This window comes from Streptomyces sp. NPDC059816, from assembly GCF_042732055.1.
GTDB lineage: Bacteria > Actinomycetota > Actinomycetes > Streptomycetales > Streptomycetaceae > Streptomyces.
Genome location: NZ_JBHWIQ010000028.1, coordinates 90,177 through 116,180 on the forward strand (window position 1 = coordinate 90,177; position 26,004 = coordinate 116,180).

The window sequence follows — 26,004 nt, forward strand, 5'->3', positions numbered from 1 at the left end:
CCGTCGGCAACATGCCTGCTCAGGACGCTAGTTCGTAGTAACGTTGGAGTCTGTCGAGTCGTCGCCGTGAGCTGGCGACCTGCGGATACTCGCCCGTCTGATGCAATTCCCGAGCTTTGGCGTAGCCGGCGCTGAGTGAAGTCCGCATGTGGCCGTACTGAATCGTCAGGGCGATCAGGCCTCCGGGACGGCGGGCGATGTGCCAGGCCAGAGTGCGACGGAACCGCATTGTGCCGATCGCGCTGTGCGGCTCCGGGGGATCCCTTCGTGGGGGCGGCCCAGGCGTCGTGCGGTGTGGGAGGCCCAGTCTGCCAAGCTCTCCACGCGGTTCACGCATGCCAGTGGAGTTGAGGGCCACCTTGGTGCCCTGGCGGCCGTCGAACTGGTGGAACCGGCTGCCGAACAGGAGCTCTCCGTCCGGGATGATCCCCTCCAGGACTCGAACGGCAGCGACGACCGGGGTGATGGCGATCCAGGGAATCTCGCGCAGCTCTCCGTTGGAGAGGTGGATTCCGTCCTCGTCGATGGCGGTCTTGCAGACGTGTCCGTGGATCACGTGCCTCTGGGTGGTGTCGTCCGGGTCAGGGCAGCAGCCCGCCCGAAGGCCAAGAACCTCACCTGGGCGCATTCCAGTCAAGTAGGACAAAACAACGAAGCGGGCGGTGACCAGATGCCGCATGAGCCACGGCGCCTCGTCGTAGTCGATGGACGGCGCCCACCTCATCCCGCCGATCTTGCCGTTGACCGGGGCGGGCATCGGGCATCCACCAGGATGGGCGGCCAGATACTCCCTCCAGCGGCGCCGCTTGTTAAGGGCAGCGTTGACCTGGCCCAGCGATGCGCCGGTTATGCCGGCGATGTAGAGGGCGGCCGTGCGTGGCCGGCCGTTGACGATGGTCGAGGGCATAGGGCGGCCCTGGTCGGACAGGTCGGCGAGGTAGGTGTTGAGCCGGGCCTGGCCTTCTTCGGTCCGTGTGGCCGTCTTCGCAGTTGTCCTGAGGCGCCGGTTCTCGGCCCAGGCTGCCAGGATGTCCTCGGCGAATGCGTCGACGACTCGTAGCGCCCAGATCAGCAGCGGTCCCATCGTCTTCGGGCTGAGCGCTTCGGTGAAGTTCTCCCCGCTGGCGGACGCCGCGGGCAGGAAGTCGTCGACCCCCTCGCGCTCCCAGGGAGGCTTCGGGATGTTCAGGGGAGACGGGCTGATCTGGTCGAGCATCCACAATCTGGTAAGTCCGCCCAGCTTGGTGCACACAGCATTGCGGCGAACTCCTGGCCTCCGGGCCAACGAGACGGCGTACTCGCGAAAGTGCTCGGCGGTGCACTGCGTGAGGCTTGTGACCCCGCGCTGGTGCAGCCAGACCGCGAACCATCGCCATTGCAGGACGCCTCGGTAGGCCGAGTCGGCGGATATGCGTGTGCGTGTGGCGGGATGCCTGCCCTCCAGCAGGACGGGCGGGAGATCCGTGTTGATCAACAGCCAACCAAGGTGGCGGAGCTCCTCGCGCATCGAGGCGGGGAACGGCCTCCAGAGGATGCGGCTCCGCTGGGCACTTGGGTTGGTGTTGACCGGATCCAAGGACCATGCGTCGTCCGCATAGAGGGAGACAGGGCCGGTGTAGCCGTCGGTGATCAGGCCCTTCCGGGCATCCACCGTCGGGTAAGGGACCTCCGTACGCGGGGGGCCGCCCGCTCGACGGTGATTGCTGCGCGGCCAGTGGACCGTGGACCCGATGCCCGCCGCGGTGAGGCTGCCCACCGAGCAGCACGTCGTGCCGATGGGCTGCGTGCCCACACCGGCTCCGGGGTCCTGCCACAGCAGCCGTACGGAATGTTCCGTCGACGACATCCGCAAGATGGTCACCAGACTTCTCGAAGAGCACTCCTTCCGCCGGGGAGCGGTCTCGTTGCGCCGGGAGATGCACGCCGCGCCGAGCCCGCACGACGTCGTTCCGATCCTGGAGCGCATGGCCGTGCATCGCCGACGTCACGACGCCGCTAAATAGAGCATTCCTTCTAGTGATGCGTTAGCCTGCAACTTGTTAGAACGATCCATCTAGATAGTCAGGGGCACTTCATGCTGAAGCAGTCGGTCACCCTCATCGGTCTCGGTCCTATGGGACAGGCGATGGTCAGCGCCTTCCTCGACAACGGTCATGAGGTGACCGTCTGGAACCGCACCGCGAGCAAGGCCGAGGGCGTGGTGTCCAAGGGCGCCAAACTCGCCCCCACCGTGGCCGACGCCCTGAAGGCCAACGACCTGGTGATCCTGAGCCTGACGGACTACTCCGCGATGTACACGATCCTCAGCGACGCCGCCGACGCGCTGACAGGCAAGACGGTGGTCAACCTCAGCTCGGACACCCCAAAGAAGACCCGCGCCGGCGCCAAGTGGATCGAGAACCACGGCGGCCGGCAGGTCACCGGCGGCGTGAACGCCTCGCCCACCGGCATCGGCGCCCCGGAGTCCTTCACCTTCTACAGCGGCCCCAAGGACGCCTTCGAGTCGGTCCAGGAGACCCTGCAGGTCCTCTCCGCGACCGACTACAAGGGCGAGGACCCGGGCCTTGCAGCCCTGTACTACCAGCTTCAGCTGGACGTCTTCTGGACCACGGTGACCTCGTGGCTGCATGCCCTGGCGGTGGCCGATGCCAACGGCATCAAGGCCGAGGACTTCCTGCCCTACGTCTCGCCCCAGCTGGCCCAGATGCCCGCCTTCATCGGCTACTACTCGGGCCGGATTGACGCGGGCAACTACGCCGGTGACATCGAGCGCCTGTCCATGGCGGTGGCCAGCATCGACCACGTCGTGGAGACCGCCAGGGACTCCGGCGTCGACACCTCGCTGCCCGCCAAGGTCCTGGAGATCTTCCAGCGGGGCATCGCGGACGGCCGCTCCGAGGACAGCGCCACCAGTCTGGTCGAGATATTCAAGAAGGCCTCGGTGTAAGGCGCTTCATCACGGCCGGGACTTGCCACCGGCATACGGTCCTCAGCGGCGCACACCGTCACGGGTGTGCGCCGTGAGCGTTCGTGCGCCTTCCGTCGTCCTGACGCTGGGAGGGGGTTTGTTGGTGTGTGGGGTGTCGGCTGGCTTGGGGTGTTGCCGGTTTGCTGAGAGGTGGAACTGGCGGGTCGGGTAGGTGGGCTGGGGTATCTGAGTTGGGGTTGTTGTGTGTTGTGTGCTGAGGGCCGGATGAGTTCGTTCTAGGTAGTGTTAGCGTGCGCATGTCCGGTTGGTGTTTGCGCTGGTCAGGGCCGCTTTGTCAGTGATGACGTCGCGGAACGGTTGAGCGCCTGGAGCAGCTCGTCGACGCGTCCGGGCTGCGCCAGGCGCTGCACCCACGCCGGAGCCGCCCCCGGCCCGGCGCCCGCGCCGGTTCACCCGGCAGTACCCCAGTGGTCGGCCGAATCCGTGGCGCACCGCGCACCGCACCGACGATGCCGCGCATTCCCCGGTTTCCGGCCGTGCGGAGTGAGGGATGCGTGGTGACACTGAGGGCATGGCAGACGGTATCGGCGCACAGGAGCCCAAAGGTCCGCACCCGGCGGCTGCCGCAGCGCGGATCGACTACACGGGGGCCGTGTACGGGTCGCTGCTCGCCGCGTCGGTGGTCGTCGGCACGGACCCGATGGAGCCGTTCTCCCGGTTGCACCTCGTGCTGCTACTGCTCGCCACCGGAGTGGTGTTCTGGGCCGCACATGTATTCGCCCGCTTGTTCGGGGCGCGGATCGCGGAGGGGACTCTGAGAGGCAGGGCGATTCGGCAGGATCTCGTCGCGGAGTGGCCGATCGTGAAGGCAGCGGTTCCGCCGGCCCTCGCCGTAGCTGTCAGCCCACTGCTCGGGCTCGGCCCGGAAGGGACCCTGTGGCTGGCCCTCTGCGTCACGATCGCCGGCCAAGTCGGCTGGGCGACCCTTGCCGCGTTCCGAGCGAACGCCACAAGACGGCTGATGCTGGTCGCCGGGGCCGCGAATCTGCTGCTCGGCCTCCTGATCGTGCTCCTCAAGGTCGCCCTGCACTGAGTGCCAGACACGAAGAAGAACGACGCCTCGCCCGGCCGTCGTTTCCGCTCCGAGCCCGACTGCGCACCCCGGCCGCGCCCACGTCGTCACCCACCGGCGCGGCGGCATCGACTCTCCCGGGCGAGGGCTGCGGAGGCGCGCGAGGTGGTTCCGGCGGCAAGGAGAGAATGAGCGCATGGCGATGTGCAAGAAGTGCGGCACGGGCAAGCGCCGTTGGCCCCGTGACTGCTCCCGTTGCCGGTCCCGGTCGGACCTGGGAGGTGCGGCAGCGGACACGGCCGAGCTGGCCGTGGAGACCGGGGGGCTGCTCGGCTGGATCGGGCGAGTGGTCATGGGCGTGGGGCGGCGCGCGTTCGACTGACCGAACCCACTCCGTGAGCTCGGCGGGAACAGCCCCGAGGGGTTCCTGCCACCGCAGGCCATCACAGTGCCCGACCCGTACGACGTCACGCGGCACCGCCCTCGTGGCCGCTGAGGCGCGAGACTCGGGCCACGAGCTTCGTGCCAGCGTCGGCTGCCCACCTGGCACGATTTTTCCATGAAGACCAACGGGACACGGGAATCCCTGCCAACCGTCACCGTGCGCCTGTGGCACGTTGACGCCGTCGTGCTGTTCGACTGGCTGATGAGTACCGATCTCAACTCGGTACCGGTCACACACCCAGCTCAGAAGTAGGCGCTGGCCGACCTGCTCTCCCGGTTCGAGTGGGCGGCTGATACGGAACCCGCCGCCGGTGCGGAGGTCGTGGACGAAGGCGGTGACGGTCTGGCGGAAGCGGCGGTGTGGGGCGGGGGTGAGGTGGCGCAGGTACTTGTTGAAGCGGCTCATGGTCTCGTACGTGGGCACGGTGAACCTCCGGGACGCACGAAGCCCCCGGCCTGAGTCGGCCGGGGGCGGTGGTGGCTGGTCGTGTTGAAGGGCGTTGGTGACGCGGTGCTCAGCGGTGGTGGTCGGATGGGGGAGCGGTGTGTTGCTGCGCGCGGGATACCGCTGGAGCGGGCTGTTTCGTGTTCTTGAGTCTGGTGGTGCTGGTGTGGTCGGGGCGCAGCGTTCGCACGGCCTGGGTTCAGCTCTCGTAGCGGGCGAGCATCAGGCCGGCCCACTTCTGCGCGCGGGCCATGTCGTCGGCGCAGTGGTCGCAGTGGGGAACCGTGTCGATTCGTGTCGGGTAGTCGGACTGGGCTGACCGGACCGTGGCGGTGATCCGCAGGGTGCGGGGCCGGTGGTACAGCGGGCAGAGGTCTCAGTGAAGCAGTTCTGTGTTCATGCGGCGCACTGTGCACACGGCTGCGGCTCACCGCCGCGGGCTGATACGGCGGGCCGCTTGGCGGACGCCATGGTAAAGGTTCGGTGATGGCCTCCCGCCCGGCGGGAAGGACCCCGGATCACGCTTTTGCGCAGTTCAACGCCGGTTTTCCATGGCCGGGTGATCAGTAAATCGGAGGTCCGCCCGGGTGACGGGTGGCGGTACTGCTTCCGCGGCGTGATGGTCGGCGACGGCCACCGCCCCGCCGGTAGTCCGCTGCGCGCCGGCACACATCGCGGGGGCGCTGATGGATGACGAGCACCGCCTGGTGCTGGAGTCGTGCCAGGACACCGCCGTGGACAAGACGCTGAAGTGGCTGGGGGAGTCGGTCGCGCAGATCCGCTGGAGGAGCGGCGGCAAGCACCGCGCCCCGGTGAAGGACGGGCTGATCGACGCGGTGCTCCGGCACTGGGCACGGAGCCCCTTCCCGGGCCGTGGAGCGGTGGTGCGCCGCTCGGGGCGGGTACAAGTCCTATGTGGACCGGGCGGCGCGGCGGACAGCGGCATCAGAGGACCGGAAAGCGGGAAGCGGGGATGGAGTGGCGGGGCGGGGACTGGACGACAACAAACCCGGCTCCACGACGGACAATGATGCGCTCCCCCGCCCCCGCAACCCGGCCACAGTGCCGGAACAGCGCCGCACGCGCCCCCGACCGCCCAGGGCGCAAGCCGCCCAACCCGCTGCCCCGGCAGGACGCCGCTGAAGAACCGCGCGAAGAAATCGACGACCGCTCGGGCGACACTCTCCGCCGCGTACAGCCCAGACCACGTACGTACGGATCGGACCACGCGCCAGCCCTCCCCAGTGAGGCCACGACGACGCGCCCGCCCGACGTCCTACGACGGCCACCAACCGTTCAGGACACGAAGACTGATCGCAGACGGATCAACACCATCCGATTTCGGCAGGGACTGATCAGCGAAACTCCGGGAAAGACTGGTCGAGATACCTGATGCCGCGAGGCCGACAACTCTGATCTCGCTCTCAAGAAGCAGAGGGACCACGCGTTGCCCGACGGCACCCGATGACCGACAAGGCCCGGTTCTTGAACCCTCCGTGCGCGCACAATGTGAAGGAGCCAGGATGACCACCTCAGAGGAAACTTCCTTACCGGCGGCGTACCACGCGACAGACGAGAAGCGCGTCGAGGTAGACGCCGTCATTCTCGGCGCCGGCATCGCCGGGCTCCACCAGCTGCACCTGCTGCGCCGACTGGGACTGCGCGTGCTGGTTTTCGACAAGGCCGGTGACGTGGGCGGGACATGGTGGTGGAACCGCTATCCCGGTGCCCGCTTCGACAGCGAGTCCCACGTCTACCAGTACATGTTCGACGAGGACCTCTACAAGGGCTGGAGCTGGACCGAGAGGTTCCCCGGTCAGCCCGAGATCCAGCGCTGGACCCAGTACGTCGCGGACCGGCTGGACCTCCGGGGCCACATACGGTTCTCGACGACGATCACCAGTGTGGTGTTCGACGAGGACCACAGCCGCTGGACGGTGCGCACCGACCGCGGTGACACCGTCGACGCGCAGTTCTTCGTCAGCTGCGCCGGATCGCTCTCCGCACCCCTGGAGAATGTCTTCGAGGGGCAGAACGGCTTCTCCGGCGACATCCTGCACACCGCGAAATGGCCGGCCGCGGACGTCGACATGACCGGCAAACGCATCGGAGTCGTCGGCATCGGCGCCACCGGTATCCAGGTGATCCAGACAATCGCCGGAAGAGGTCAGCACCTCACCGTCTTCGCACGTACGCCGCAGTACGTACTCCCGATGAAGAACCGCGTCTACGGCGAAGAACAGCAATCCGCCTACAAAGCCCGCTTCGACGAAGTCAGCTCGACCGTCCCGCACACCTTCGCCGGATTCGACTTCGACTTCGCACACGTCTGGGCTGAGTACACCCCACAACGACGCCGCGAGGTGATGGAAGAGCTCTACGCGGACGGCTCGCTCAGACTCTGGGTAGGCGGATTCGCCGACCTCTTCCTCGAACGCGAGGTCAACGACGAGATCTCGGAGTTCGTCCGGAACAAGATGCGCGCCCGCCTCGGAGACGACCGGCTCGCCGACATACTGGTCCCCTCCGACTACGGCTTCGGCACCCGCCGGGTCCCCCTCGAAGACAACTACCTCGAGGTCTACCACCGCCCGGACGTCGAACTGGTCGGCATCCGGGACAACCCGATCGCACGTATCGCCCCAGAGGGCATCGTCCTCAGCGACGGCACCGTCCACGAACTTGACGTCATCGTGCTGGCAACAGGCTTCGACGCCGGCACCGGCTCGCTGACCCGCATCGACGTGCGGGGACGCGACAATCGCAGCCTCGCCGAAGACTGGAGCCGCGACATCCACACACTGATGGGCCTCGGCATACACGGCTACCCCAACCTGTTCACCATCGGAGCCCCCCTGGCACCGTCAGCCGCGCTGTGCAACATGACCACCTGCGCACAACAACAGGCCGAATGGATCAGCGACGCCATCACACACGTCAGAACCCAAGGCGCCACCACGATCGAGGCCACCAAGGAAGCCGAAGACGCCTGGATCGAACATCACGAGCAGATCGCCGCCGAAACACTGATCCCCAGCACCGACAGCTGGTACACCGGATCCAATGTGTCCGGCAAACCACGACGCCTCCTCTCCTACACCGGCGGTGTGGGGGCCTACCGGCAGAAGTGCCACGAGGTCGCCACCAGCGGCTACCCCGGGTTCGCCATCACCTGACCGGCACCAAAGCACCGGAACCCGCTCGTCCACCCTCCACCGGTCGTCTGGGTGCGCCCCCCACCCAGACGACCGGCCGACCCTCGCTGTGACGGGTTAGTGGTTTTCAGGGGGTTGGGCTGTTTTGGTCTGGTGTTTCGTCTTTGGCAGTGGGATTCGGGATGGGGTGAAGTGGTTGCGCTCAGGCGTGATGAGCGTGGTCTGGGGGCGTGTTCGGTTTGGTTGTTCGGGGGCTTGGCCTGGGATCCGGTAGTTGTGTGGGATTGATCTTGGCTTTCTCATAGGTGTGGTGGTGTGTCTGTAGGCGGCGGCGCTTTCTGGGGGCTTCGGAGTCTGGGTTGGCTGGTCAGTGGCGTGTGTGGGTGAGGAAGACGTAGAGGGGGTCGTTTGCCTTGGGGGTCAGGCGGGCGAGGTTCAGCCGGTGGGCGATGAGGTTGAGGGCCTTGCCGGTGTCGCGGTGTGGCCGGTTCGGCAGGGTGGCGAGTGTGCGGGCGAGGGTGACGGTTTCGGGGTAGGTGATCAGGTCGCGGGCTAGTCCCTGTATTGAGTCGTGATCGGTTTGTCGGATCTGCCGTCGCTGTGAGGGCGGATCCGGTAGTCCGGTACTCATGACGCGTGGGCAACTGACGGACGACGAGTGGGGATTCGTAGAGCCGTATCTGCCGATCGGTGAATATGGCCCGTATCCCGAACGGTTGCGGCAGCAGTTCGAGGGCGTGATCTGGAGGTTCCGCTCGGGAGCGCAGTGGCGGGAGATGCCGGATCGGTTCGGCGCCTGGTCGACTGTGCACAACAGGTTCAGGCAGTGGCGGGACGCTGGAGTCTTCGAGGAGCTGCTGGAGGGTGTGATCGCCGAGGCGGGCGGGCGGGGCCGGGTGGACATGTCGTTGGTCAGCGTGGACTCCACGACGGTCCGCGCCCATCATGACGCGGCCGGAATGCGCTTGGACGTGGGTGTTCTGGATGCCCTGGAGAAGGCCGCCGCGGAGGCGGAGGCGGCCTGGCAAAAGGGGGTGGGGAGGCGGGACAAGACGGACACGGTGACGTCGGTGATCCCGGCCGGGCCGAACGGCGGCGCGTCCAGCGACGGCACAAGCTCCGTTTGAACGCCGCTCTACTCGGGCGCTCGAGAGGCGGACAGACCAGCAAGATCCACCTGGCCGCCGACCGTGAATGCCGGCCCCTGGCCGTGATCCTGACCGCAGGGCAGGCCGCGGACAGCCCGCAGTTCGTCCCCGTCCTCAAGAAGGTGCGGGTCCGCGGACCCGTCGGCCGTCCCCGCACCCGGCCCGGCGCGGTCGCCGGGGACAAGGACTATTCGTCCCGTGACAACCGCTCCTACCTACGCAAACGCCACATCAAGGCGGTCATCCCGGAGAAGAAGGACCAAGCCGCCAACCGGAAGAAGAAGGGCACACGAGGCGGCCGGCCTGTCAGCCACGACACCGGCCTCTACAAGGAGCGGAACACCGTCGAGCGCCTGATCAACAAGCTGAAGGCCTGGCGAGGCATCGCCACCCGATACAACAAAACACCCGAGAGCTACCTCGCAGGTCTCCACCTCCGCGCCGCCATGATCTGGATCAAGGACCTCACCCGGACCACTCATTGATCACGACTCAATACAGGCCCTAGCAGCAGTGCGTCGATTTTGTACGCCAGCTGCCGCCGACCGAGGTGCTGCGTGAGATCACCGAGGATCAGTGGCTGAGCATCTACCGGGGTTGGGACGTCGGCATAGCGGGGGCTCGCGTCGCGCCCGACATCGTCCCGGACGCGGCCGCACTGGGCGTGGCCGCCTGGCGCTGGGGCAACAACACTGCGGTGGAAGACCACCACTGGGAACAGACACGCCGGTGGCGCGCCCCAACACCGTCGCCACACGCGCTACCCCAGCGGAACGTCCTCGATCTTGCCTCCACCGGGCCGTCCGACCTGGCAGGCGACGGACATCCTGAGCCGGTCGGACTACAGCGTGTAGCAGTGGGGAGCGAGCGCTGAAGCGGTCAGTCCGCTGGCGAGGTAGGTGTCGAGGGTGTGGAAGTCAACGGTCGACATGTGGGCTTCATGGTGTGAGTCGACGGGGAAGCGGTCGCCCAGGCGGCGGGGGAGCGCTACCAGGTCACCGGCCTCGGCGATGTTGGCCCAATGGCGAATGCCTGGGGGCCGTGTTCCGTTGCCGGACGTGTCGGGCGCCGGATCCAGCATGTCGAACACGGCTCCGGGTACCCCGAGCGGCGAGCCGACCGTAACTAGGACCTCGACACCGAGACCGGGATGGGCGTGCAGGGCTTCGTAGGTGACGACTGACCCGAGAGAGTGAGCTATGACGACCTTCGCGCCGCTGTGCTCGATCGTCCGGGCAACTTCTTCCCGGGCCCGGTGCCGGCGGTCGGGGGAGGCAAGGTAGCTGTAGACCTCCGGCATGAGCGCCACCGCGATCCGGCCCAGGAGCTGGGCGGTGATGCCCCGCCTGCGCGCGACGAGGTCGATTGCCTGCCGCACTGGCATGCCGCCCCACGACTGACCCTCCGCCGGATCGGTCGGCATGCCCACTACGCGCAGCCATTCCACAACCGCCTGCTGCTGGGCCGGCGAGACCTGGTCGAGCTCGTCGACCGATCCCTGCCCCTCGGCGTTGCGCAGGGTATGGGCGTAGTAGGTGGCCGTGATCGCAGGAGCCTTGAGGTGGTCCAGGCCGGCGTCCTTGTATCCGGCCGCTAGGTACTCCTGCCAGCGGCCGGCGAGCTTGGTCGCTGCTTCTTCCGGCGTCAGCCCCTTCTTGTAGTTGCGCACCCCATGGACGACCACAATCCGGCTCATCAGCTCCTCGTTCTCCTGCTCAGTCTGTCTTGTCAGCCAGGTCCGACCAGGTGAAGAACGCCACCCGGGTGCCGAACCCTGCGAAGACGCCCGCCTCGCTGACAGCGATGATCCCAAGGCTGTCAGGAAAGACAGTCTCTTCCTTTGCTACGCCAGGATCACGAGGATCCCAGACGCGGACACGATGGTCCTCACCCGAGGAAACCAGCAGGGGCATCTTGCCCCTCCTGACGAACGCCACGGACCACACGCCTTCCGTATGGGCTGGAAAGTGCGCCAGTTCCCGCCCGGTTTTCAGGCACAGCACGCTGATGAACCCGGCTTCGTCACCGCAGACGATGGCATCGTGTTCGCCCCACTGGCCGATCTCCAGGTCGACCATCGCCGGTGTGTCCTTGGCCAGGATTCGGTTGACATCGCTTGTGGAGTGCACGGTCAGGGTTCTGTCCGTCCGCCAGGTTGAGCCGACGTGGCGGTCCCTCGTGTGAGCGACGACCACGACGTCGTCGTCCTTGTCCCGTCTCCATGCGGAGCAGTGCGCCATTCCGGCCCTGAGGTTCTCTTCCTCGTACAGCGTCCGTTCCGGCTCGCCTTCCTCGAAGCCAAGCGTGTAGATCCCAGAACGGGTGCGCACGACGACTCTGGTGACTTCGCTCGCATCGTCGACGAACAGTTCCTGGACTGTGTCCCGTGGTGCGAATGAAGCGCGGATCGGCCTCCCGTTGCTGGCATTCAGGAACTCGATCCTGCTCCCGTTGCCGAAGCCGTGACTCAGGAAGACGACATTCCTCCCGGCCAGACGCCCCACCTTGACGGCGTTGACGCCTTCCCTTCGGCGAGCCCAGACCGTTCTGCCTGTCAGGGCGTCCCAGACGATGAGAGTGCCCTCTTCGTCCACGCTGGCAGCCGGAAGCCACGCGTGGCTGACCGTCCTGGCCACGGCGACGTGCTCCACCAGGGAGGCATGCCTGGTGGTCGGCAGCAGCGAGGTCCTGCCGTCGCGCACACTCTGGGAGAGCAGGGCGGTCCTCACCCTTGGGAACGACTTGTTTGACATCCGGCCCACTGCCGCCCAGCCTGTGTCATCCGTCGCCAAGGCATTGACTCTCTCAAGCCCGCGCGGCAGTTGGCACACACCATCCGGGATGACCGGGCCACCGTCGAGGGGCTGCACGCTGATCTCAGCGCCTCGTTTGAAGTACGCGAAGCACGGTGCGCCGTCGTGAAGCATCACTGCCCCGGAGGCGCCCCTCCTGATGTCCTCCAGCAGCCGTGAGTCCCCGGTCCGTAGATCCCACACCCGGCTGCCGTCTGGGGCGCCCGTGACGACGAACGGCCCACCGGGGCCGGTGAGGATCTGCAGACTGGTGATGGGTTCTTGCCTTCCTGCCCACACGACGTGCTTCTTGCCGTCTGCATCCCAGACGTGGACAGCGCCGTCGACAGCACCGGCCACATAGACCTCGGTCCCATCCAGCACGGTGGCGCCGACCGCGGTGCAGTTGTAGCCCTCGATGTCCATGTCGGGCTCGAACAGGTTCTCCACGCCCCCGTTGGCCTCCAGCCCAGACAGCCAGTCGGCGATCACGTCCAGGGAAGCAACCCTGTACCCCTCCATGTCGTACGCGGTCACCTCGCCGCCACCGCAGACGACGATGAGTGCCCTGCCGCGCTGCTCGACAACGCCGAGCGCAGTGAGGGGAACTGCGTCTGTTTCGAAAGTGGTCTTCACCTGTCCGGTGTCGATGTCCCACACCGTGACGTGGCCGTCAGACGTTCCCTCCGCTACGAACGTGCCGAAGGGCCCGTACTTGCCGCGCAGCATGTCCGGCGGAGCGTCGTCCGGCATGTGAAGGAAGAAGAGGAAGGTGCCCATCCGGACGTCCCACACCGCCAGTTGCCCGGAGTAGGTTTCGCCGACGGCCAGCCATCGCTGTGAGCACCGCACGAGGACCGGGCTGACGGTTCCCCAGGTTTCGAGCTCGTCGGCGTCAGTGAGTGCCTCGGCCGTGCCCCAGGCGAATACCAGCATCGCTGCCCGTGGACGCTGTGCTGTGGGCTCCTCCAGTGCGTCGAGAGCCTCGACGAGCCACGGCTCGTCCCACACAGTTGCCGTGTTCCTGAGCCATTCGCGCCGCTGCCACGGTTCGTGTGCGGCCGACAGCGCAGCACGGCTCATCAGCGTTGCGATCCGTCCACGCACCGTGCGGCCTTGCGTGTGCTCGTGGAGCAGCAGGGGGTCGCAGAAAACGAGGTAAGAGGCGGACAGCAGCAGTTCGTCGAGGGCTCGGGCGTCGACGGCATGCTGAGCGGCATGCCGCAGCACGTAGGGGAGGGCCAGCCCGAATCTGCGGGCGGCAACCTCGGAGGGGCCGGGAACCGTGTCGAGAACACGTGTGTAGATGTCCCTACGCTTCAGCCGCTCGTGCGCGGTGCGCAGATGGTCGACAAGGCTCTGGTGGTAGAAGCGATACAACCGCTGGCCGTCTGTATCGGTGCTGAACCGCAGGTAGAACGATGCTGTGGACAGCGCTTTGCGTACATCGTCCAGGTCCGGCGCCTTGCAGCCCGGCGCCACGAATGCCTGTGCGACGCTGTGTACCACCTCGAGCGGCATGCCCTGCCCGTATCCGTGGGCCACGGCCGCCAGCACGGCGGACATGGCGGGATGCTCCTGCTGCAGGACGTCCAGGTGCAGATCCAGCATGGCCGGCAGGCTCGCCGGAACCTTCTTGATCACTTCCTCAACACTCGGGGCTGCTTCCCGGTGGACGAGGTAGTGCGCGAACAGGGAGGCGAGCAGGAACGCGCCGGACTTGTGGCGCAACCCCAACTGCTGTGCGACCGCGCGGGCAGTGGCCTTGCGGACCTCGGCAGTACCGGGCCCGCTGTATGTCCGAGACGTCTCCAGCACGTCGCAGATGTAGCCGGTCAGCTCTGCCGTCCGCTGCTCGGCCGAGATGCTGTCCAGATCGACCAGCAGCCCACTGGCTGTCAGCTCCCTGATCAGGGGGACGTATTTCTTCCCCCATGGCAGGCTGTTGTCCAGACGGGCGAGCTGTTCGTCGTCGGCCAAGTCCTCGAGCAGTTCCGCATACCTGTCCCACCACGGCCGCGTTCCCACCAGGACCCGGCACAGCACCAGGTCTCTGTGGGGATCCTCCTCCTCGAACCGCCGGCGTCCGTGCGACAGCTCTCTCAGCACCTCTACCAGCGCCGTGTCCAAGGACGCTTCGTCCAGGGCGTCGACCACGATGGTCACGGGGCGGCGGCAATGGTTGGTGATCCGGTTCAGCAGGGCCGTAGCGCTCCAGCCCCGTCCGGGATCTGTCGCCAGCCCAAGCTGGGCGGCAATCGATGCCAGAACCTCGGAGGGGCCCCGCTGCCGGGCGTGAACCGCCACCAGATCGGGATCCAGCTCAGGCCTGACATCCCGGCCTACGGCGCCGGCAACCTGCCGGGACACCTCACGCAGCTGAGCGTGAGCCAGACAGGCCACCACACCGAGCAGCGCGGACTTTCCCGAGCCGGGGCTGCCGGTGACGATCATCAGGGTCTGCTCGCTGGGCCCTTCCAGCCACCGCTTGATAGCCCCCAGCTGTTCGTCGCGCCCAGTGAAGAAGCAGCCCTGCGCGATGTCCTGCTGCTGCGGGGTTCCCGAGGCACGTGAGATGAAGTGCAGCGGGTCGAGCGCAGGGTCCACCGCGGTCGCGAACTGCCACAGCCCCAGGTCGACCGCCTGGCGGAACTGGCCGCCGGCTGTAGCCCGGTAGGAAGGGTTGAGAAGGAAGGGCGGCACCGGCGCACGGGCTTCCGGATGGGTGGTCCGCAGCACACTCTGCGATGGACAGGTCCTCGACAGCCGCCGACCGGGCGAGCTCACGGTCGATCTCACGCGCCAGCGTCTCCACCGGTACATGTTCGACAGCGGGGGAGATGTCGAGCCGCCCCTCACGCAGCCGCTCCAGGACCATGCCGGCTGCCACCGTGAACCGTGCCTGATACGTCTTCTCGTTAGGGGCGCACGCCGCGATGACCCAGGCACGCCGGTCATCGGCCCTGATTCCGTCCAGGAGCTGCTGCATCACGGCCCTGCCGGCCCCGCACACATCCAGCAGGAGCAATACCGGCGGTCCGTCCGCCACCGCTTCGGCCTCACCCAGCCACGTTCCGACTTGCGCAGCCGTCCACCACAGATCCCTGCGCGTCGTCTCCCGCGATGCCAGGAACAATGTTCGACCGCCCGGTCCGGCCACCCCGTGCCCCGCGAAGTGCACGATGAGGGCCTCGGCGCCCGCACTAGCCTGTGCCTGCCGAAGAGCCCCTCTCCACAGACACGTGAGCGTATCGGAGTCGGGATCAAGCGAGGCCTGACCGCCCAGCACGTTCAGCCCGGGTGTCTTGGCCAGCTGCGCGGTCAAGCCGGCGACGGCCGGTGCCACGGAAGGCAGCTCCTCCAACGTGTTCGAAGGAGCCAGAGGATCTGCGTCGTCATCCTCGTCATCCCCGTTGAAGTCACCCACGCCGACAACAAGGACTTGCGTCACTCGTTACCTCCGTCTCCCCAAACCCCGAACTTAATCCTAGGGTCCCGGCCGAAGGCTCTGAACCGACCCGCACCCGCCAACGCCTCGACCTGGGCGGCCTGTCCTGGATGTACGACCATCCCGACGGCCCCCCGGTCGGCGACGACCGCGCCCGTCCACCGGCGCTGCCACAGCATCCTGCCGCTGCCAGGACATGAAGCCGGGTGCCCGCCAGATCGGCCTGCCAGCCGGCCCGCACCCCTTCCGGGAGGGCCAGGCTCGACGCGGGGCCCCGCTCCAGCACGACGGACGATGGACACCTCGGCCATCCCGATGCACCTGACACGCGCTCACTGCTGGGGCTGGGGCTGGGGATGGACAAAGACAAGTTTTGTGGTTTCCAGGCCCTTTGAGCCCGGTAGCGGTCATGCTGGTCCAGGGACGCACGTGATGCGGGGGTGGTAGGGGGACTTGCCGGATCAGCCTGACTTGTTCTCCGTGCAGCAGGAGGACGACGCGGAGGGTCTAGAGCACATACCGCCATTCGTGGCACCGGTCGCTGCTGCACCGAGCGCAGTGACACGCGATCCGGTGGCACTGCGCATCGCCGAGGCCGTCCGGGACGTGTTCGGCGACTTCGGCTCCGAACATGGCCTGAGCCGCGGGGAGATAGCCCAGGCGTGTGCTGCGGTGGCCTCCGCCGGCGAGTTTGATGCGAGATTCAGGATCTTCATCAAGCTTCGTCTGCTGGAGTCGCTGCGCGGCAAGGCCCACGACCAGCGGTATGTGTTCAACCCGACCAGCGGCGCAGCCTTGTTGGTCTATGAGCGGCTCGGGGAGGCCGGCGGGGTCCAGGAGATCACCATGCTGCTGGACCGGACCCGGGAAGGTCTCCTGAACGGCTCCCTGACCGAGGAGCAACTAGCCGCCAAGATTGCGCAGGCCCGGCGCAGCTTGGCGAACTACACCAACCACCTGCTGCGGCTCGTGCGGACCAGGCCCATCGAAGAACTCCTCGGCCAGCGCCACCACAATGCCCACACCACCTCGCTCGAGGAGGCAAAACACCTGGTCCACGCCGTCGCCGAGCAGTACCCCGCGCTGCGTCCTGCCGGTACCCGCCTGATCCAGGAAGCCCTGCGCTACACGGCAGCCGTCAACGAGTTCCACGACCGGCTCATGCAACAAGCCACCAACCGCCGCGACTTCATCATGCTCCTTCCCGAGCAGTACGTGACCGCGGCCCGGCGCTCCTCCGCCGACGCGCTTGCCCAGGTGTTCGCCACGACCGTCTTCGATCCGCCGCACGTCCAGATCACCACGGGCCAGATCCTCACCGCCGCAGCCGACCACCAGCCCCCACCACCACGGCAGCGCCTACCCCGCCCCCCGTCGCGGCCGCCCGGCCCGGACCCGGTCGATGCCGCACGCGCCAAGGCCGCGCTCGCCCGCCAGCGACGGGAGGCCACCGTGACCCTGCTCATGGCTGGCAAGGACGAAGCCGACGTCACCATCGCCCTGCGGGCCCTGCCCTGGCAGACAGCGGTCAAGCACCTGGTCGAGCTGCTGCGCGCCGCAGCGGACCCAGCCATCCCGTTCATGCTCGACATCTCCCGCGAGGTCATCGTGGATGGTGCAGGCCCGGTCACCTACGCCTCACCGGTGACCGCGTACCGCATCCCCGACAGCCCCCAAGGCATGGACGACGACACCGAAGCCGCACCGCAGAGCCCCCATGAGTGACCCCTACCTGCTGGCACGCGCCCGGGCCCTGCGCACGGTTCCCGTCCCCGCGGACCGCGCCGAACTCAGCCGGCTGCGCCGCGCCGTCGACGATGTGGAGCGCCGTCTGGTGGAGGCCGTCACACCCGACGGTATCCAGGAGCTGATGGCCGGCTGGGCCCCGATGTGGAACCGGCCAGCGGCGCCCTGGGCGACAGCGACGCCCACCGCACCGCCTCGGCCGTCCGCCTGGTCACACTGGCCTGCTGCATCCGCCACTGTTGGCCCGACCCCAGCCAGCCGCTGTACCCGGGACAGCCCGCCGCGCAGGAGGACGTCATCGCCTCCCTGGCTTCCCTCCAGGACGCCCTCACTCCCCGGGAAGGCGTGGCCGCACTGGGCCAGAGCGCACACTTCCTGACGGCTCTGCGATTCCTGCGCGCTTGCGGCCACCTCTCGGCGGACGCCGGCGACGGCATGATCCGCCTCGGACCCATGGTCGCGCTGTGGTCCGAGCGTGATGTGGCCGAACTCCGCGGCGGATACGACGTCCTGCCCGCCCCGAGGAAGGGCTGAACAGGTGGACGTACCGGCCCTGGAAGCCCTGTCCCATAACCGGCGGGCGGACGTCCGAGCGGCGGTCTGCGCCGTGGAGACCGCCATGCTCCCTGTGCGGCCGGCCCACTACCGCGCCCTCGCGGAGACCCCGCTGCGGGTCGTGGTGGAACAGGTCCTGGCTGCATCTGGACGCACTCTGCTGGCGGTCGGCGGCGGCTACCTTTCCGGTTACACCGACGAGATCAGACAACGTCTGGCGCACGAAGGAATCGGGATTCTGCCGCGTGACGACTGCGCCGTCCTCACTCTGATCCTGCTGTTCAGCGTCGCCATTCCACGAGCATCCGGCATCACCCTGCCCGAGCAGCTGTGGACCCAGGGCACCCCTGTGCCCAGGGATCAGCTCAAGGACTGCCAGGTGTCCGACGTGGCCCTCACCGGCGCGTTGCAGCGCCTGACCGACGCCGATCTGGTCCGCCGGACCAAACCCGGCTACGTCCTGGGCAACCAGTTCCTGTGCCTGACGCCGGCCGTAGGCGCCGAGCTGTTCGAACAGCTGATCCTACTCGCAGACCCCGACGGTCCCCTAGCCGAATCGATCCGTCGCCGCCGCGCCCTCCGCGCCGTGGCCCCGGCTGCCGCTCCCGACCACGAGGTGCCCGACACACCATGACTACTCCGCCCGCGTCCGATCCGTCCCGGGGCATTGTCGGCGACCACCAACTCGTCGGTGTCCAGACCTTCGACATCGCCCGCCTTACGTCACACGCCGTTCCGATCCTCCCGGAGACCTTCATCGCCGTCTCCGGCCTCGGTCCCAAGGACGACTCGAACGGCTCCGGCAAGACCAGCTTCCTCATCGCCGTCTCCCTGCTGCTGGCCGACCCGCAGTGGCGCCTGGAGGCTAACGGGGGCCGGCACGCCAGCGGCATCCTGTTCCGTCCCGACGCAGCCGGCGTTGACCAAGCTCACCATGCCTCTCCGGTCACCCACGGCTACATCGTCGGCGTCTTCGCTCACCCCGCGGACCCCGCCACCAGCTCGTTGACCGTGTGGGTCCGCATCGCCACCACCGCCCCTACCTGCAAGCCAATTGGACCGAAGGCCTGCACCTCGCCGACGCCCCCACCGATCACGAGCGCAGCATCCAGGCCGACGCCCTGTGGCGTGAGCTGGGCACACGCCAGATCCTTTCCGCCCAGGCCATGGCCGATAAGCTCTACGGCACCGCCCCGCGCTGCCTCACCTACCTCGACACCGCCCTGCGCCAACCTGGAAACCCTCCAGGACATGATCGAAAAGCACCTTGACGGCCTCTTCGCCCAGATCAGCGTCGCCTTCAACGACCTCGACCTGCGTGGCGACGGCCACGGAGCCAAGCTCGAGCACATCAGCGTCCGCCCCCAGGGCGCCGGTGACTGGCAGTGGCAAGTCATCCCGCGATGGAAACGCTCCCGCAGCGGCGGATATGTCTCCTACCGAGAAAACGCCAACAGCGCCCAGGCCAAGGTGCATGCCATCCTGCTGGTCCTCGCGGCACTCCTGGCCGACTCCCAGACCCAGGGCAGAGTCCTGATCCTGGACGAACTCGGCAACAGCCTCGGGGAGGTCAACCGCAAGGACATGCTCGCCGCCTTGCGCGACGTCGCCCGTGACCAACACCTGACCATCCTCGGCACCTGCCAGGACAGCGTCCTCGCCGACGCCGCCGATGTCTGCGGGGAACTGCTGTGGTTCGTCCACGCATCAGCGGCCGACATCATCAACCAGCCCACAAACATATGGGCCTTCGACAGCAACGGTGACCGTACCCAACTCACCGAAGACTGGATCACCGCAGGACGCGCCCATGTCTGATCCCACCCCCAGACCTCCACTCCTCATCGGCGAGGCACACGGCCGCGAGACCGTCCCCTTGCGTAACCTGCCGCCGGGCATCACCGCCGTCACCCTGCCGCGCATCACCAAGGACGCCGACGACACCATCCACGTGAGCGTCCCCAGGGACCAGCGACGGCGGGATGCTCCTATGGATGTCAAGCGGCTTCAGTGAGGTCGCTTTGTGTGGTTTGCCGGGTGGTGGTGCGGTGGTCGAGGGATCGCATGAGGACGCGGTAGACCTCTCGTGCGACGTGCCGCTTGAGGCAGCGCATGATGTCCTTCTTCGACAGTCCCTGCTGGGTGCGCCGTTCCATGTAGGTGCGGGTGCGGTCGTCCCAGCGCAGACGGCAGAGCACGATGGTGTGCAGGGCGTGGTTGGCGGTCCGGTCTCCGCCGCGGTTGAGGCGGTGGCGATCCCTGCGCCCGGAGGAGGCCGGTATCGGGGCGACGCCGCACAAGTGGGCGAAGGCGGCCTCGGAGTGCAGCCGGTCAGGGTTGTCTCCGGCTGTGGCCAGCAGCTGCCCGGCCACGTCCGCGCCGACGCCTTGCAGGGCCAGCAGCTCGGGGGCGGCCTGGGTGGTGAGCGTCTTCAGCTCGGCCTCCAGCTCGTTGATCTCCTCGGTCAGGGCCAGGATCCGCCGGCCCAGCCGACGCAGGGCGGCCTTGGCCGCGTGCAGCGGGTCGGCGAGGTCGTCGCCGGGCCGCAGCCGCGCGCATGCCTTCGCCAACTGGGCGGCCGTCAGCCCGCGCAGCGGGGCGCGTAGCCTCTCGGGCGCGGTGACCAGCAGCTGCCGGGCCTGGTTGACCGCCTGGGTGCGGGACTTGACGGCCGAGCGGCGCGGCACGCGCAGGGCGCGCACGGCTTCCACGACACCGGTGCGGGCCTTGGGTGTCCCGCTCGCCCGGCTGGAGGCCACCGCCACGGCGGCGGCGTAGGCGTCGATCGGGTCGGACTTGCCCTTCAGCCTGCGGGTCTTGCGGTCCGGCCGGTCGACCTCGACGACCTTCAGTCCCGCTTCGCGTAGGACGCGGGCGAGTTCGGCGCCGTAGGCGCCGGTGCCTTCCACTCCGACCGCCGTCACGGCGCCCTGGGCGAGCAGCCAGGCCAGGAGCTCGCGGTATCCGGGGCCGGTGGCCTCGAACTCCCGGTCGGCCAGGTGACGGCCGAGGCGGTCGACGACTGCCGCATGGTGGGTCTCGCCGTGCGTGTCGATGCCACCTGTGACTTCCAGGGCCTGGTCCGTCATGCTGGTCACTGCCGTCCTCTCGCTGATCCCGGTGGGGCGGCACGCGCCGGCCGGGCGGGCGGACAGGACAGTGGCGGGGATTCTTGACCAAGCTCCTATAAGGTCACGGTCGCCCGTCCGGTCGCGTGCGAGGCGGCTCCTCCGAGCGGATCGACAAATCCCAAACAAGACAGTCGAGACGTCGGTCAGTCCGTGAGTCAGACCCGTCGGAGAAGCCACGTCACATCCTCACTGTCAGTCCCCGGCAGGTCGACCTTGTCGCCGACCACCCCGTCAGCCCCTATGAGCCGCCGCCCGCCCTGACCACCCGACAACTGATGAAGGTCCTGCGGACTAAGACCACCAAGCGCTGGCCCACCATCCAAGCCGACCTCGGCGAACGCCTGGCAGACCGTGGTTGACCTCATCCGCTGCGGCGCCGTCATCCTGCGCTGCGACGTCGTCAACGGCACCGCCTACAGCCCGCGGTCATGGACCCTGACCCAGTCGTGGGCCGAACTCGCCGAGGATAAACTCGCCGAACTCCAAGGCCGCCAGCACCCCGAAGACCTGCACCGCGAGCTCCTCGACGTCATGGCCGACGTCCCTCAACTCGCCTATGAACACGCGCTGCTGGCCAAGACACCACCCGGGCGCGTCCTGAAGATCCCCGAAGGCACCGCCACACGAGCCGAGGACTGGCGTGTGTACGAGGTCGCCATCCGGGCCGCTGGCATCTGGTGGCCCGGCCAGGACACCCCCCGCAAGATCACCGCCAAGGAACTCGCCGGACGCAGCCTGCGCAACACCAAGAGCACCTGGACCCCAGCCAGGCAGCAGGCCTTCTCCAACCTGATCGGCATCCCCTTCGACCAGGCCGTCGACAAGGCCGACACCGAACTACGCATCCGCGGCCCCCTGCAGTGGCGCGTCGGAACCGTCATCGCCGATGCGGCAGCCTGCAACCCCTGGCTCGCCCTTCCCGCCCGCGGTGTCCGCGCCCTCGGCATGATCTCCTGCGACGCCCAGGGCATCTTCCTGATCGAGAACGAGGACACCTTCGAACAGGTCTGCAAGATCCGGGAGATCGCCGACACCTGGCTGTGCATCTGGGGCAAGGGCTACGCAACCGACGGGCTGGCCGAGTTTCTCCGCGGCCTCGACGGCCTGCCCGTTGCGGCATGGGGCGACCTCGACGCCCACGGCATCCGCATCATCGGGAACCTCGCCGACCGCATCGGGCGGCCCGTCACCCCCGTCGCTATGACCGTCGACCTCTACCGTGCCGGCACCAAATACCACCAGGAGCCCGCGAAACTGGAGGAGAACCGCAAGCTCGCCGCCCGGCTCGCGCACCAGGGCATCGAGGCCCTGCGCGATCTGGCCGACGAGATCGCCCGAACCGGCGGGCACGGCTGCGAGCAGGAGACCCTCTACGACGAAGTCCTGCCCGCACTCCCGGGCCTGCTGGAAGCCGTGCAGATGCCCGACAACTGCTGACCTTGCGGCACACGGCAGAGCGGGCGGTTGGGACTGTCTTCCACCGCTCCAGCCCTCCCACCGTGGGCCGTGGCTGCCGCGATCGGCAACCTCAGCTGTGCCGTGTGGCGCTCAGTGCGGACGGTCGGCACCGCCAGCTCACGGGACAAGCATGCCAGCGGGCCGGGTCAGGTCGAGTCGGGGCAGACGCCCGGCGTGTGCACGCAGATGGCGTGCCTCGGCGACCAGCACGGGGGCGAACACGCTGTCCCCGGGCCGGCCCGTCAGGCGGTGGTGGGCTCGGGCGCCGGCCAGCAGCAGGCGTGCCCAGGCAGGGACCGCGTACAGCGGGCAGCTGCGATGGCCGACCCCGTGGAGCTTGATGGTGGAGACGTCGCCGGTGATGTCGAGGTCGCGGGTGAAGCGCGGGCTGCCCAGGTCGGCCCGGGTGAAGGCCAGCACGCTCAGCGCTCCGGCGATGAGCGGGTGCGCGAGAGTGGCCAGAGCGGTGGTGTCTTCGGACGCGATCTCGATGGCAGGGGCGGCCTGGACCAACTGCGCCGTGGCCAACGCACCGGCACAAGGGTTGGTTCGCCGTCCGGGCCTCATCGCCGCCGCCCCGGTCCCATGCGGCTGCGGGGCGGGTGACTGCCCCGCAGCCGTCGCCGCTGCTACCGTGACCGCCGGGATAGCGGGAGGGAAGGACGGGCGCGCGGGTATCGGTCCCGGCTCGGCGAGCAGCGCCTCGAACTGTTCCCGGCTGCTGATATGGCGCTCCACGCGGGCCAGCGCCAGCGGCAGTCCGCGCGGCGGCTTCTGCCACAGCAGAGTCAGCTGAGCCCCCGTCAACTCGCGTCAGGCGAGCAGCTGGTCGATTCGCCGGAAGGTCAGCAGATGGGCCCGGGGAACCATAACGTGCCGTACCCCGGTCGCGACCCCCCAGGCCGCCGCGGCGAGCCAGGCCGCGTTCACCGAGTCCAGCCACACATCGGGGGAGTTGGGCCCGGGGGCCAGCCGCTTGCCCAGCGCATACAGCATGTCCTGCGCCAGCGCGGCCGGGCTGCCGCTGGCTGGCGTCGGCTGCACGGTGATGCGGCCTTCCCCGGGCTGGTGGGCCTGCAGCGCGGCCTGGGTGTAGAACAGGTCGTCCCGCTCATCCACCACGATCGTCACGTCGCCGTAGACCAGCGCCACCACCTCCCTTCCAGCCGCGCACCGCACACACCGACCCGGATACGGAAGACCTCAGGGCCGGTCCGTACGGCGCGCGAAGTCGGCGGCGGCCCGTACTTCCCGGGCCGCCGCGCATGTGCGGCGGCTGTTACATTCCACCCAGCTTGCTGTACACCCAGTTGACGAGGTCCTGCCTGACCTCGGTCAGGCCCTTCTTCTTCATACCGTTGAGCATGTGCTTGGTGATGGTGGCCCAGTTGCGGAAGTTGCCGTGGGCCGCGGCCCGGTCGATGTTGCGGATCATCTGTGGGTCCACTCCGGCCCACAGGGAGTGGAATGCCGGCAGCGTGCCGACGACTTCGGCCTCGGGCATGCGCGTGAACTTCTGCCAGATGAAGATCCGTGACGCCAGCATCGGCTCCCGCTTGAGGACCTTGTAGCAGTCATCGCCGCCGGCGAAGATCACCGCGATGTCGGTGTTGCGGTCGTCCCACAGGTGGCGCCAGTACTCGAACGAACTGCGGCCCATCCACTGGGCCTCGTCGCACACCAGCACGCGGAACGTCTGCGACAGCGTTTCCTTCAGAAGTGTGTCGAATTCGATCGGCCGGGTCGGTGGTTCCCCGGGCAGCCCCAGGGCGTGAAACAGCCCGTGGCGGATGCCGCGGGGAGTCGGCCCCGAGCGCAGCTCAAGGCGGTAGGTGTTGTCGGGGGCGATCTTGCGCAGCGCCGAGTTCACCGACATCGTCTTCCCGTATCCGGCCGCTCCGTAGGCGACCATCATGGCCTTGGCGTCGATCGTCGCCTGCACGTCGTCCAGGGTCGTCATGAGCGTATCGGTGGCCACCAGGTGCGCATCGAGGCGGTGAAAGTGGTCCTCGTCCTCGGCGGGCAGCCTGCCGTAGTCCATGTCGCCGCTCACACGTTCTCCTCAGAGGGGTCGTTTCCCGGCTCGTCCGCAGCCGGTGTGACCGGGCGGGCCCAGCCGTCCGGGACGGGCTGGTGCGGGATGTAGCCGGGATCGGCACGCCGCAGGCCTGTGGCGTCCGATGCGGCAAGTTCTGCCTCGGCTTCCGCCTCGGTCAGCGCACCCAGACGCTCGGGCGGGGTGGCGGTGGTGACGGCCTCGAAGCGTTCGCGGCGCAGCCGTGCGGCGGCCTTCATGTCCGCGCGAAGCCGCCGCGCCCTGCGGACCTTGCTGACCTGCTCCTCGCTGGCTGCCTCGGCCAGGACGGCGCTGCCCAGGTGCACGCCGTCCAGGCCGAAGACCTCGATGGTCAGGTCATGATGGGGCAGGTGGCGCACCGCGACGCGGACGCCGGCCTGGCCGACCATCCAGGGGGCGATGTAGTGGCGGTTGCGCCACTGCACGCCCTGCGTGGTGATGGTGCGGGTGCGTCCGTCGTCCTCGAGCCCGAAATGGGCCAGCTGCTCGGCGGTAACGTCGTGCAGGGGAGTGGGGTCGCCCGACCACGCCTGCATCGGGGTGCGGCCGCCCAGCGCCCTGGGCTGGTGCTCGGTGTTCCACCAGTGCACCCACTTCAGCAGCAGCTCCACGAACGCCTCGAAGGAGAGCGCGGGCTCGTCCGGATCCGCGGTGCGCCCGCCGGTGCACGTAGCGCGGCATGGAGACGAACAGCATGTCCTCGACCGCACCGTTGAGCGCCTCGATGGTGCCTTTCAGATGAGGGTTGTAGGCCGGGAGATCGACGACGGGCACGGCGAAGGCGCCCAAGGCCGACGCGACGGTGGCACACAGGAACTCTTTGCCGCGGTCCACCCTGATCCGGCCCGGCAGGCCGCCGGCCGGGCCGAAGGGCTCGGCACGGTCCAGGGCCATCCGCAGGGCCGCCAGCACCCCATCCGCGCTGGGGGCGTGCGGCGTCACGGCCACCCCCGTGATGACTTTGGTGTGGCAGTCGATGAACCAGGTCACCCAGGGCTGCACGAGCTGGTCCTCGAGCAGCACGCGCACGGGCACACACTTGTGGTCGCCCTCCCAGGCGGCGTTGCGGTGCGCGGGAGGGCGCTGCCCGAACACGTCGAAGGCCCGCCGGGCGGCCTCCCCCTTGGCGAGCCCGGCCCGCTCCCCGGGCGTCAGGTCCCGGCGCAGCGCCCGGTGGAGCGTAGACAGCGACGGGGCCGCAGGCAACTGCGGATCGTCCAGGGCCCGCTGCTTTCAGCTCACGGTGCACGGCGGAGGCGTTGCCTCCCCACACCAGCAGCCGCCGCAGTTCAGGTGTGACGCGGAACCGTGTCCGGGACGCCGCATCGGCGTGGCCGGTGGCGCGCGCCTCGGCGACCCACCGCCACACCGCCCGCTCCGAGCGGCCCACGGCCGTGGCCACCAGCTTCACGTGCGCGCTGGTCAGCTCGCCGCTCTGGTCCAGCGACAGCAGCCGCGGCAGCGCGGCCAGCCGCCCCGTGCGGGCGGTGAACACCGCTATTCCGGCACTGTCGTCGGCCGGTGGATCTGAGTAGAAGGTGGATTTCTGACCTGGGGCTTCGCGGAATGAGTGGTCGTGTTCGGGTCGGTGTTGCTCATTCGTT

At 68.1% G+C, this 26,004-nt stretch carries 22 protein-coding genes and 2 pseudogenes; 14 read left to right on the forward strand and 10 right to left on the reverse strand.

Annotation, left to right across the window (positions count from 1 at the left end; translation table 11 throughout):
* Positions 1–19 precede the first annotated feature (19 nt).
* Entirely contained in the window at positions 20–1,846 is a 1,827-nt protein-coding gene (locus ACFV88_RS29800) for an integrase (protein ID WP_385495117.1), read from the reverse strand.
* A gap of 228 nt (positions 1,847–2,074) precedes the next feature.
* On the opposite strand from ACFV88_RS29800, the gene ACFV88_RS29805 reads away from it, so the two are divergent.
* From ACFV88_RS29805 to ACFV88_RS29830, 6 genes are all read left to right on the forward strand, one after another.
* Positions 2,075–2,947, forward strand: a complete 873-nt coding sequence (locus ACFV88_RS29805; RefSeq protein WP_385495118.1) for an NAD(P)-dependent oxidoreductase — start codon at positions 2,075–2,077, stop codon at positions 2,945–2,947.
* A 553-nt stretch (positions 2,948–3,500) separates the two neighbouring features.
* Positions 3,501–4,022: a hypothetical protein gene (locus tag ACFV88_RS29810; protein WP_385495119.1), complete on the forward strand. Its 522-nt coding sequence runs from the start codon at positions 3,501–3,503 to the stop codon at positions 4,020–4,022.
* Positions 4,023–4,197: 175 nt separating this feature from the next.
* Positions 4,198–4,383, forward strand: a complete 186-nt coding sequence (locus ACFV88_RS29815) for a hypothetical protein (RefSeq protein ID WP_385495120.1) — start codon at positions 4,198–4,200, stop codon at positions 4,381–4,383.
* A gap of 177 nt (positions 4,384–4,560) precedes the next feature.
* Entirely contained in the window at positions 4,561–4,698 is a 138-nt protein-coding gene (locus ACFV88_RS29820) for a hypothetical protein (RefSeq protein WP_385495121.1), read from the forward strand.
* Positions 4,699–5,576: 878 nt separating this feature from the next.
* Positions 5,577–5,921, forward strand: a complete 345-nt coding sequence (locus ACFV88_RS29825; protein ID WP_385495123.1) for a hypothetical protein — start codon at positions 5,577–5,579, stop codon at positions 5,919–5,921.
* A 492-nt stretch (positions 5,922–6,413) separates the two neighbouring features.
* Positions 6,414–8,066, forward strand: coding sequence for a flavin-containing monooxygenase (locus tag ACFV88_RS29830; RefSeq protein ID WP_385495124.1), 1,653 nt, complete (start codon positions 6,414–6,416; stop codon positions 8,064–8,066).
* Positions 8,067–8,412: 346 nt separating this feature from the next.
* Here ACFV88_RS29830 and ACFV88_RS29835 read toward each other — a convergent pair whose 3' ends face one another.
* Entirely contained in the window at positions 8,413–8,676 is a 264-nt protein-coding gene (locus ACFV88_RS29835) for a hypothetical protein (RefSeq protein WP_385495125.1), read from the reverse strand.
* Between ACFV88_RS29835 and ACFV88_RS29840 the strand changes: the two are divergent.
* A pseudogene (locus tag ACFV88_RS29840) lies at positions 8,675–9,678 on the forward strand (IS5 family transposase). The gene ACFV88_RS29835 and the pseudogene ACFV88_RS29840 sit on opposite strands and share 2 nt — an antisense overlap.
* Positions 9,679–10,034: 356 nt before the next feature.
* On the opposite strand, the gene ACFV88_RS29845 reads toward ACFV88_RS29840, so the two are convergent.
* A complete protein-coding gene (locus ACFV88_RS29845) occupies positions 10,035–10,889 on the reverse strand; it encodes a serine peptidase (RefSeq protein WP_385495126.1) in 855 nt (284 codons plus the stop codon).
* Between the two features lie 19 nt (positions 10,890–10,908).
* Entirely contained in the window at positions 10,909–14,724 is a 3,816-nt protein-coding gene (locus ACFV88_RS29850) for an AAA family ATPase (protein ID WP_385495128.1), read from the reverse strand.
* Between the two features lie 1,282 nt (positions 14,725–16,006).
* Here ACFV88_RS29850 and ACFV88_RS29855 point away from each other — a divergent pair.
* From ACFV88_RS29855 to ACFV88_RS29865, 3 genes are all read left to right on the forward strand, one after another.
* Positions 16,007–17,158 (forward strand): hypothetical protein, encoded by a 1,152-nt coding sequence (locus tag ACFV88_RS29855; protein ID WP_385495129.1) that lies wholly within the window; start codon positions 16,007–16,009, stop codon positions 17,156–17,158.
* 165 nt (positions 17,159–17,323) lie between these two features.
* Entirely contained in the window at positions 17,324–17,713 is a 390-nt protein-coding gene (locus tag ACFV88_RS29860) for a hypothetical protein (protein ID WP_385495131.1), read from the forward strand.
* A gap of 4 nt (positions 17,714–17,717) precedes the next feature.
* Positions 17,718–18,368, forward strand: coding sequence for a hypothetical protein (locus ACFV88_RS29865; protein ID WP_385495132.1), 651 nt, complete (start codon positions 17,718–17,720; stop codon positions 18,366–18,368).
* Positions 18,369–18,457: 89 nt separating this feature from the next.
* Here ACFV88_RS29865 and ACFV88_RS29870 read toward each other — a convergent pair whose 3' ends face one another.
* A complete protein-coding gene (locus ACFV88_RS29870) occupies positions 18,458–18,715 on the reverse strand; it encodes a hypothetical protein (protein ID WP_385495134.1) in 258 nt (85 codons plus the stop codon).
* Between the two features lie 32 nt (positions 18,716–18,747).
* Here ACFV88_RS29870 and ACFV88_RS29875 point away from each other — a divergent pair, with 32 nt between their 5' ends.
* The 3 genes from ACFV88_RS29875 to ACFV88_RS29885 are packed head-to-tail and all read left to right on the forward strand — an operon-like array spanning position 18,748 to position 19,748.
* Positions 18,748–19,005 carry a hypothetical protein gene (locus tag ACFV88_RS29875; RefSeq protein WP_385495135.1) on the forward strand — a complete coding sequence of 86 codons (258 nt, stop codon included), beginning with the start codon at positions 18,748–18,750 and terminating at the stop codon, positions 19,003–19,005.
* The gene (locus ACFV88_RS29880) at positions 18,986–19,552 is read left to right on the forward strand and encodes a hypothetical protein (RefSeq protein WP_385495136.1); all 567 of its coding nucleotides are present in this window, start codon (positions 18,986–18,988) and stop codon (positions 19,550–19,552) included. Before ACFV88_RS29875 ends, ACFV88_RS29880 begins: the two co-directional genes overlap by 20 nt.
* On the forward strand, positions 19,545–19,748 hold the full coding sequence (locus ACFV88_RS29885; protein WP_385495137.1) for a hypothetical protein: 204 nt from the start codon (positions 19,545–19,547) through the stop codon (positions 19,746–19,748). Before ACFV88_RS29880 ends, ACFV88_RS29885 begins: the two co-directional genes overlap by 8 nt.
* Here the strand turns inward: ACFV88_RS29885 and ACFV88_RS29890 are convergent.
* Positions 19,732–20,823 (reverse strand): IS110 family transposase, encoded by a 1,092-nt coding sequence (locus ACFV88_RS29890; RefSeq protein WP_385495150.1) that lies wholly within the window; start codon positions 20,821–20,823, stop codon positions 19,732–19,734. The genes ACFV88_RS29885 and ACFV88_RS29890 overlap by 17 nt on opposite strands.
* Before the next feature lie 393 nt (positions 20,824–21,216).
* Here ACFV88_RS29890 and ACFV88_RS29895 point away from each other — a divergent pair, with 393 nt between their 5' ends.
* Positions 21,217–22,302 (forward strand): Wadjet anti-phage system protein JetD domain-containing protein, encoded by a 1,086-nt coding sequence (locus tag ACFV88_RS29895; protein ID WP_385495139.1) that lies wholly within the window; start codon positions 21,217–21,219, stop codon positions 22,300–22,302.
* 138 nt (positions 22,303–22,440) lie between these two features.
* On the opposite strand, the gene ACFV88_RS29900 is transcribed toward ACFV88_RS29895, so the two are convergent.
* The 4 genes and pseudogenes from ACFV88_RS29900 to ACFV88_RS29915 form a co-directional block, all read right to left on the reverse strand.
* On the reverse strand, positions 22,441–23,130 hold the full coding sequence (locus ACFV88_RS29900) for a hypothetical protein (protein WP_385495140.1): 690 nt from the start codon (positions 23,128–23,130) through the stop codon (positions 22,441–22,443).
* Positions 23,131–23,136: 6 nt separating this feature from the next.
* Positions 23,137–23,475, reverse strand: a complete 339-nt coding sequence (locus ACFV88_RS29905; RefSeq protein WP_385495142.1) for a hypothetical protein — start codon at positions 23,473–23,475, stop codon at positions 23,137–23,139.
* A 127-nt stretch (positions 23,476–23,602) separates the two neighbouring features.
* Positions 23,603–24,376 carry an AAA family ATPase gene (locus ACFV88_RS29910; RefSeq protein WP_385495143.1) on the reverse strand — a complete coding sequence of 258 codons (774 nt, stop codon included), beginning with the start codon at positions 24,374–24,376 and terminating at the stop codon, positions 23,603–23,605.
* Positions 24,373–25,862, reverse strand: a pseudogene (locus tag ACFV88_RS29915) (Mu transposase C-terminal domain-containing protein). The gene ACFV88_RS29910 and the pseudogene ACFV88_RS29915 overlap by 4 nt, the downstream one beginning before the upstream one ends.
* Positions 25,863–26,004: the final 142 nt, after the last annotated feature.

Bases quoted from the DNA above. Each gene is read 5' to 3' on its own strand.
- ACFV88_RS29815 (WP_385495120.1), top strand. From the start codon at position 4,198: ATGGCGATGTGCAAGAAGTGCGGCACGGGCAAGCGCCGTTGGCCCCGT.
- ACFV88_RS29885 (WP_385495137.1), top strand. From the start codon at position 19,545: ATGTCTGATCCCACCCCCAGACCTCCACTCCTCATCGGCGAGGCACAC.
- ACFV88_RS29890 (WP_385495150.1), bottom strand. From the start codon at position 20,823: ATGACGGACCAGGCCCTGGAAGTCACAGGTGGCATCGACACGCACGGC.
- ACFV88_RS29800 (WP_385495117.1), bottom strand. From the start codon at position 1,846: ATGTCGTCGACGGAACATTCCGTACGGCTGCTGTGGCAGGACCCCGGA.
- ACFV88_RS29820 (WP_385495121.1), top strand. From the start codon at position 4,561: ATGAAGACCAACGGGACACGGGAATCCCTGCCAACCGTCACCGTGCGC.
- ACFV88_RS29830 (WP_385495124.1), top strand. From the start codon at position 6,414: ATGACCACCTCAGAGGAAACTTCCTTACCGGCGGCGTACCACGCGACA.
- ACFV88_RS29810 (WP_385495119.1), top strand. From the start codon at position 3,501: ATGGCAGACGGTATCGGCGCACAGGAGCCCAAAGGTCCGCACCCGGCG.
- ACFV88_RS29805 (WP_385495118.1), top strand. From the start codon at position 2,075: ATGCTGAAGCAGTCGGTCACCCTCATCGGTCTCGGTCCTATGGGACAG.
- ACFV88_RS29880 (WP_385495136.1), top strand. From the start codon at position 18,986: ATGATCGAAAAGCACCTTGACGGCCTCTTCGCCCAGATCAGCGTCGCC.
- ACFV88_RS29835 (WP_385495125.1), bottom strand. From the start codon at position 8,676: ATGAGTACCGGACTACCGGATCCGCCCTCACAGCGACGGCAGATCCGA.
- ACFV88_RS29825 (WP_385495123.1), top strand. From the start codon at position 5,577: ATGGATGACGAGCACCGCCTGGTGCTGGAGTCGTGCCAGGACACCGCC.
- ACFV88_RS29845 (WP_385495126.1), bottom strand. From the start codon at position 10,889: ATGAGCCGGATTGTGGTCGTCCATGGGGTGCGCAACTACAAGAAGGGG.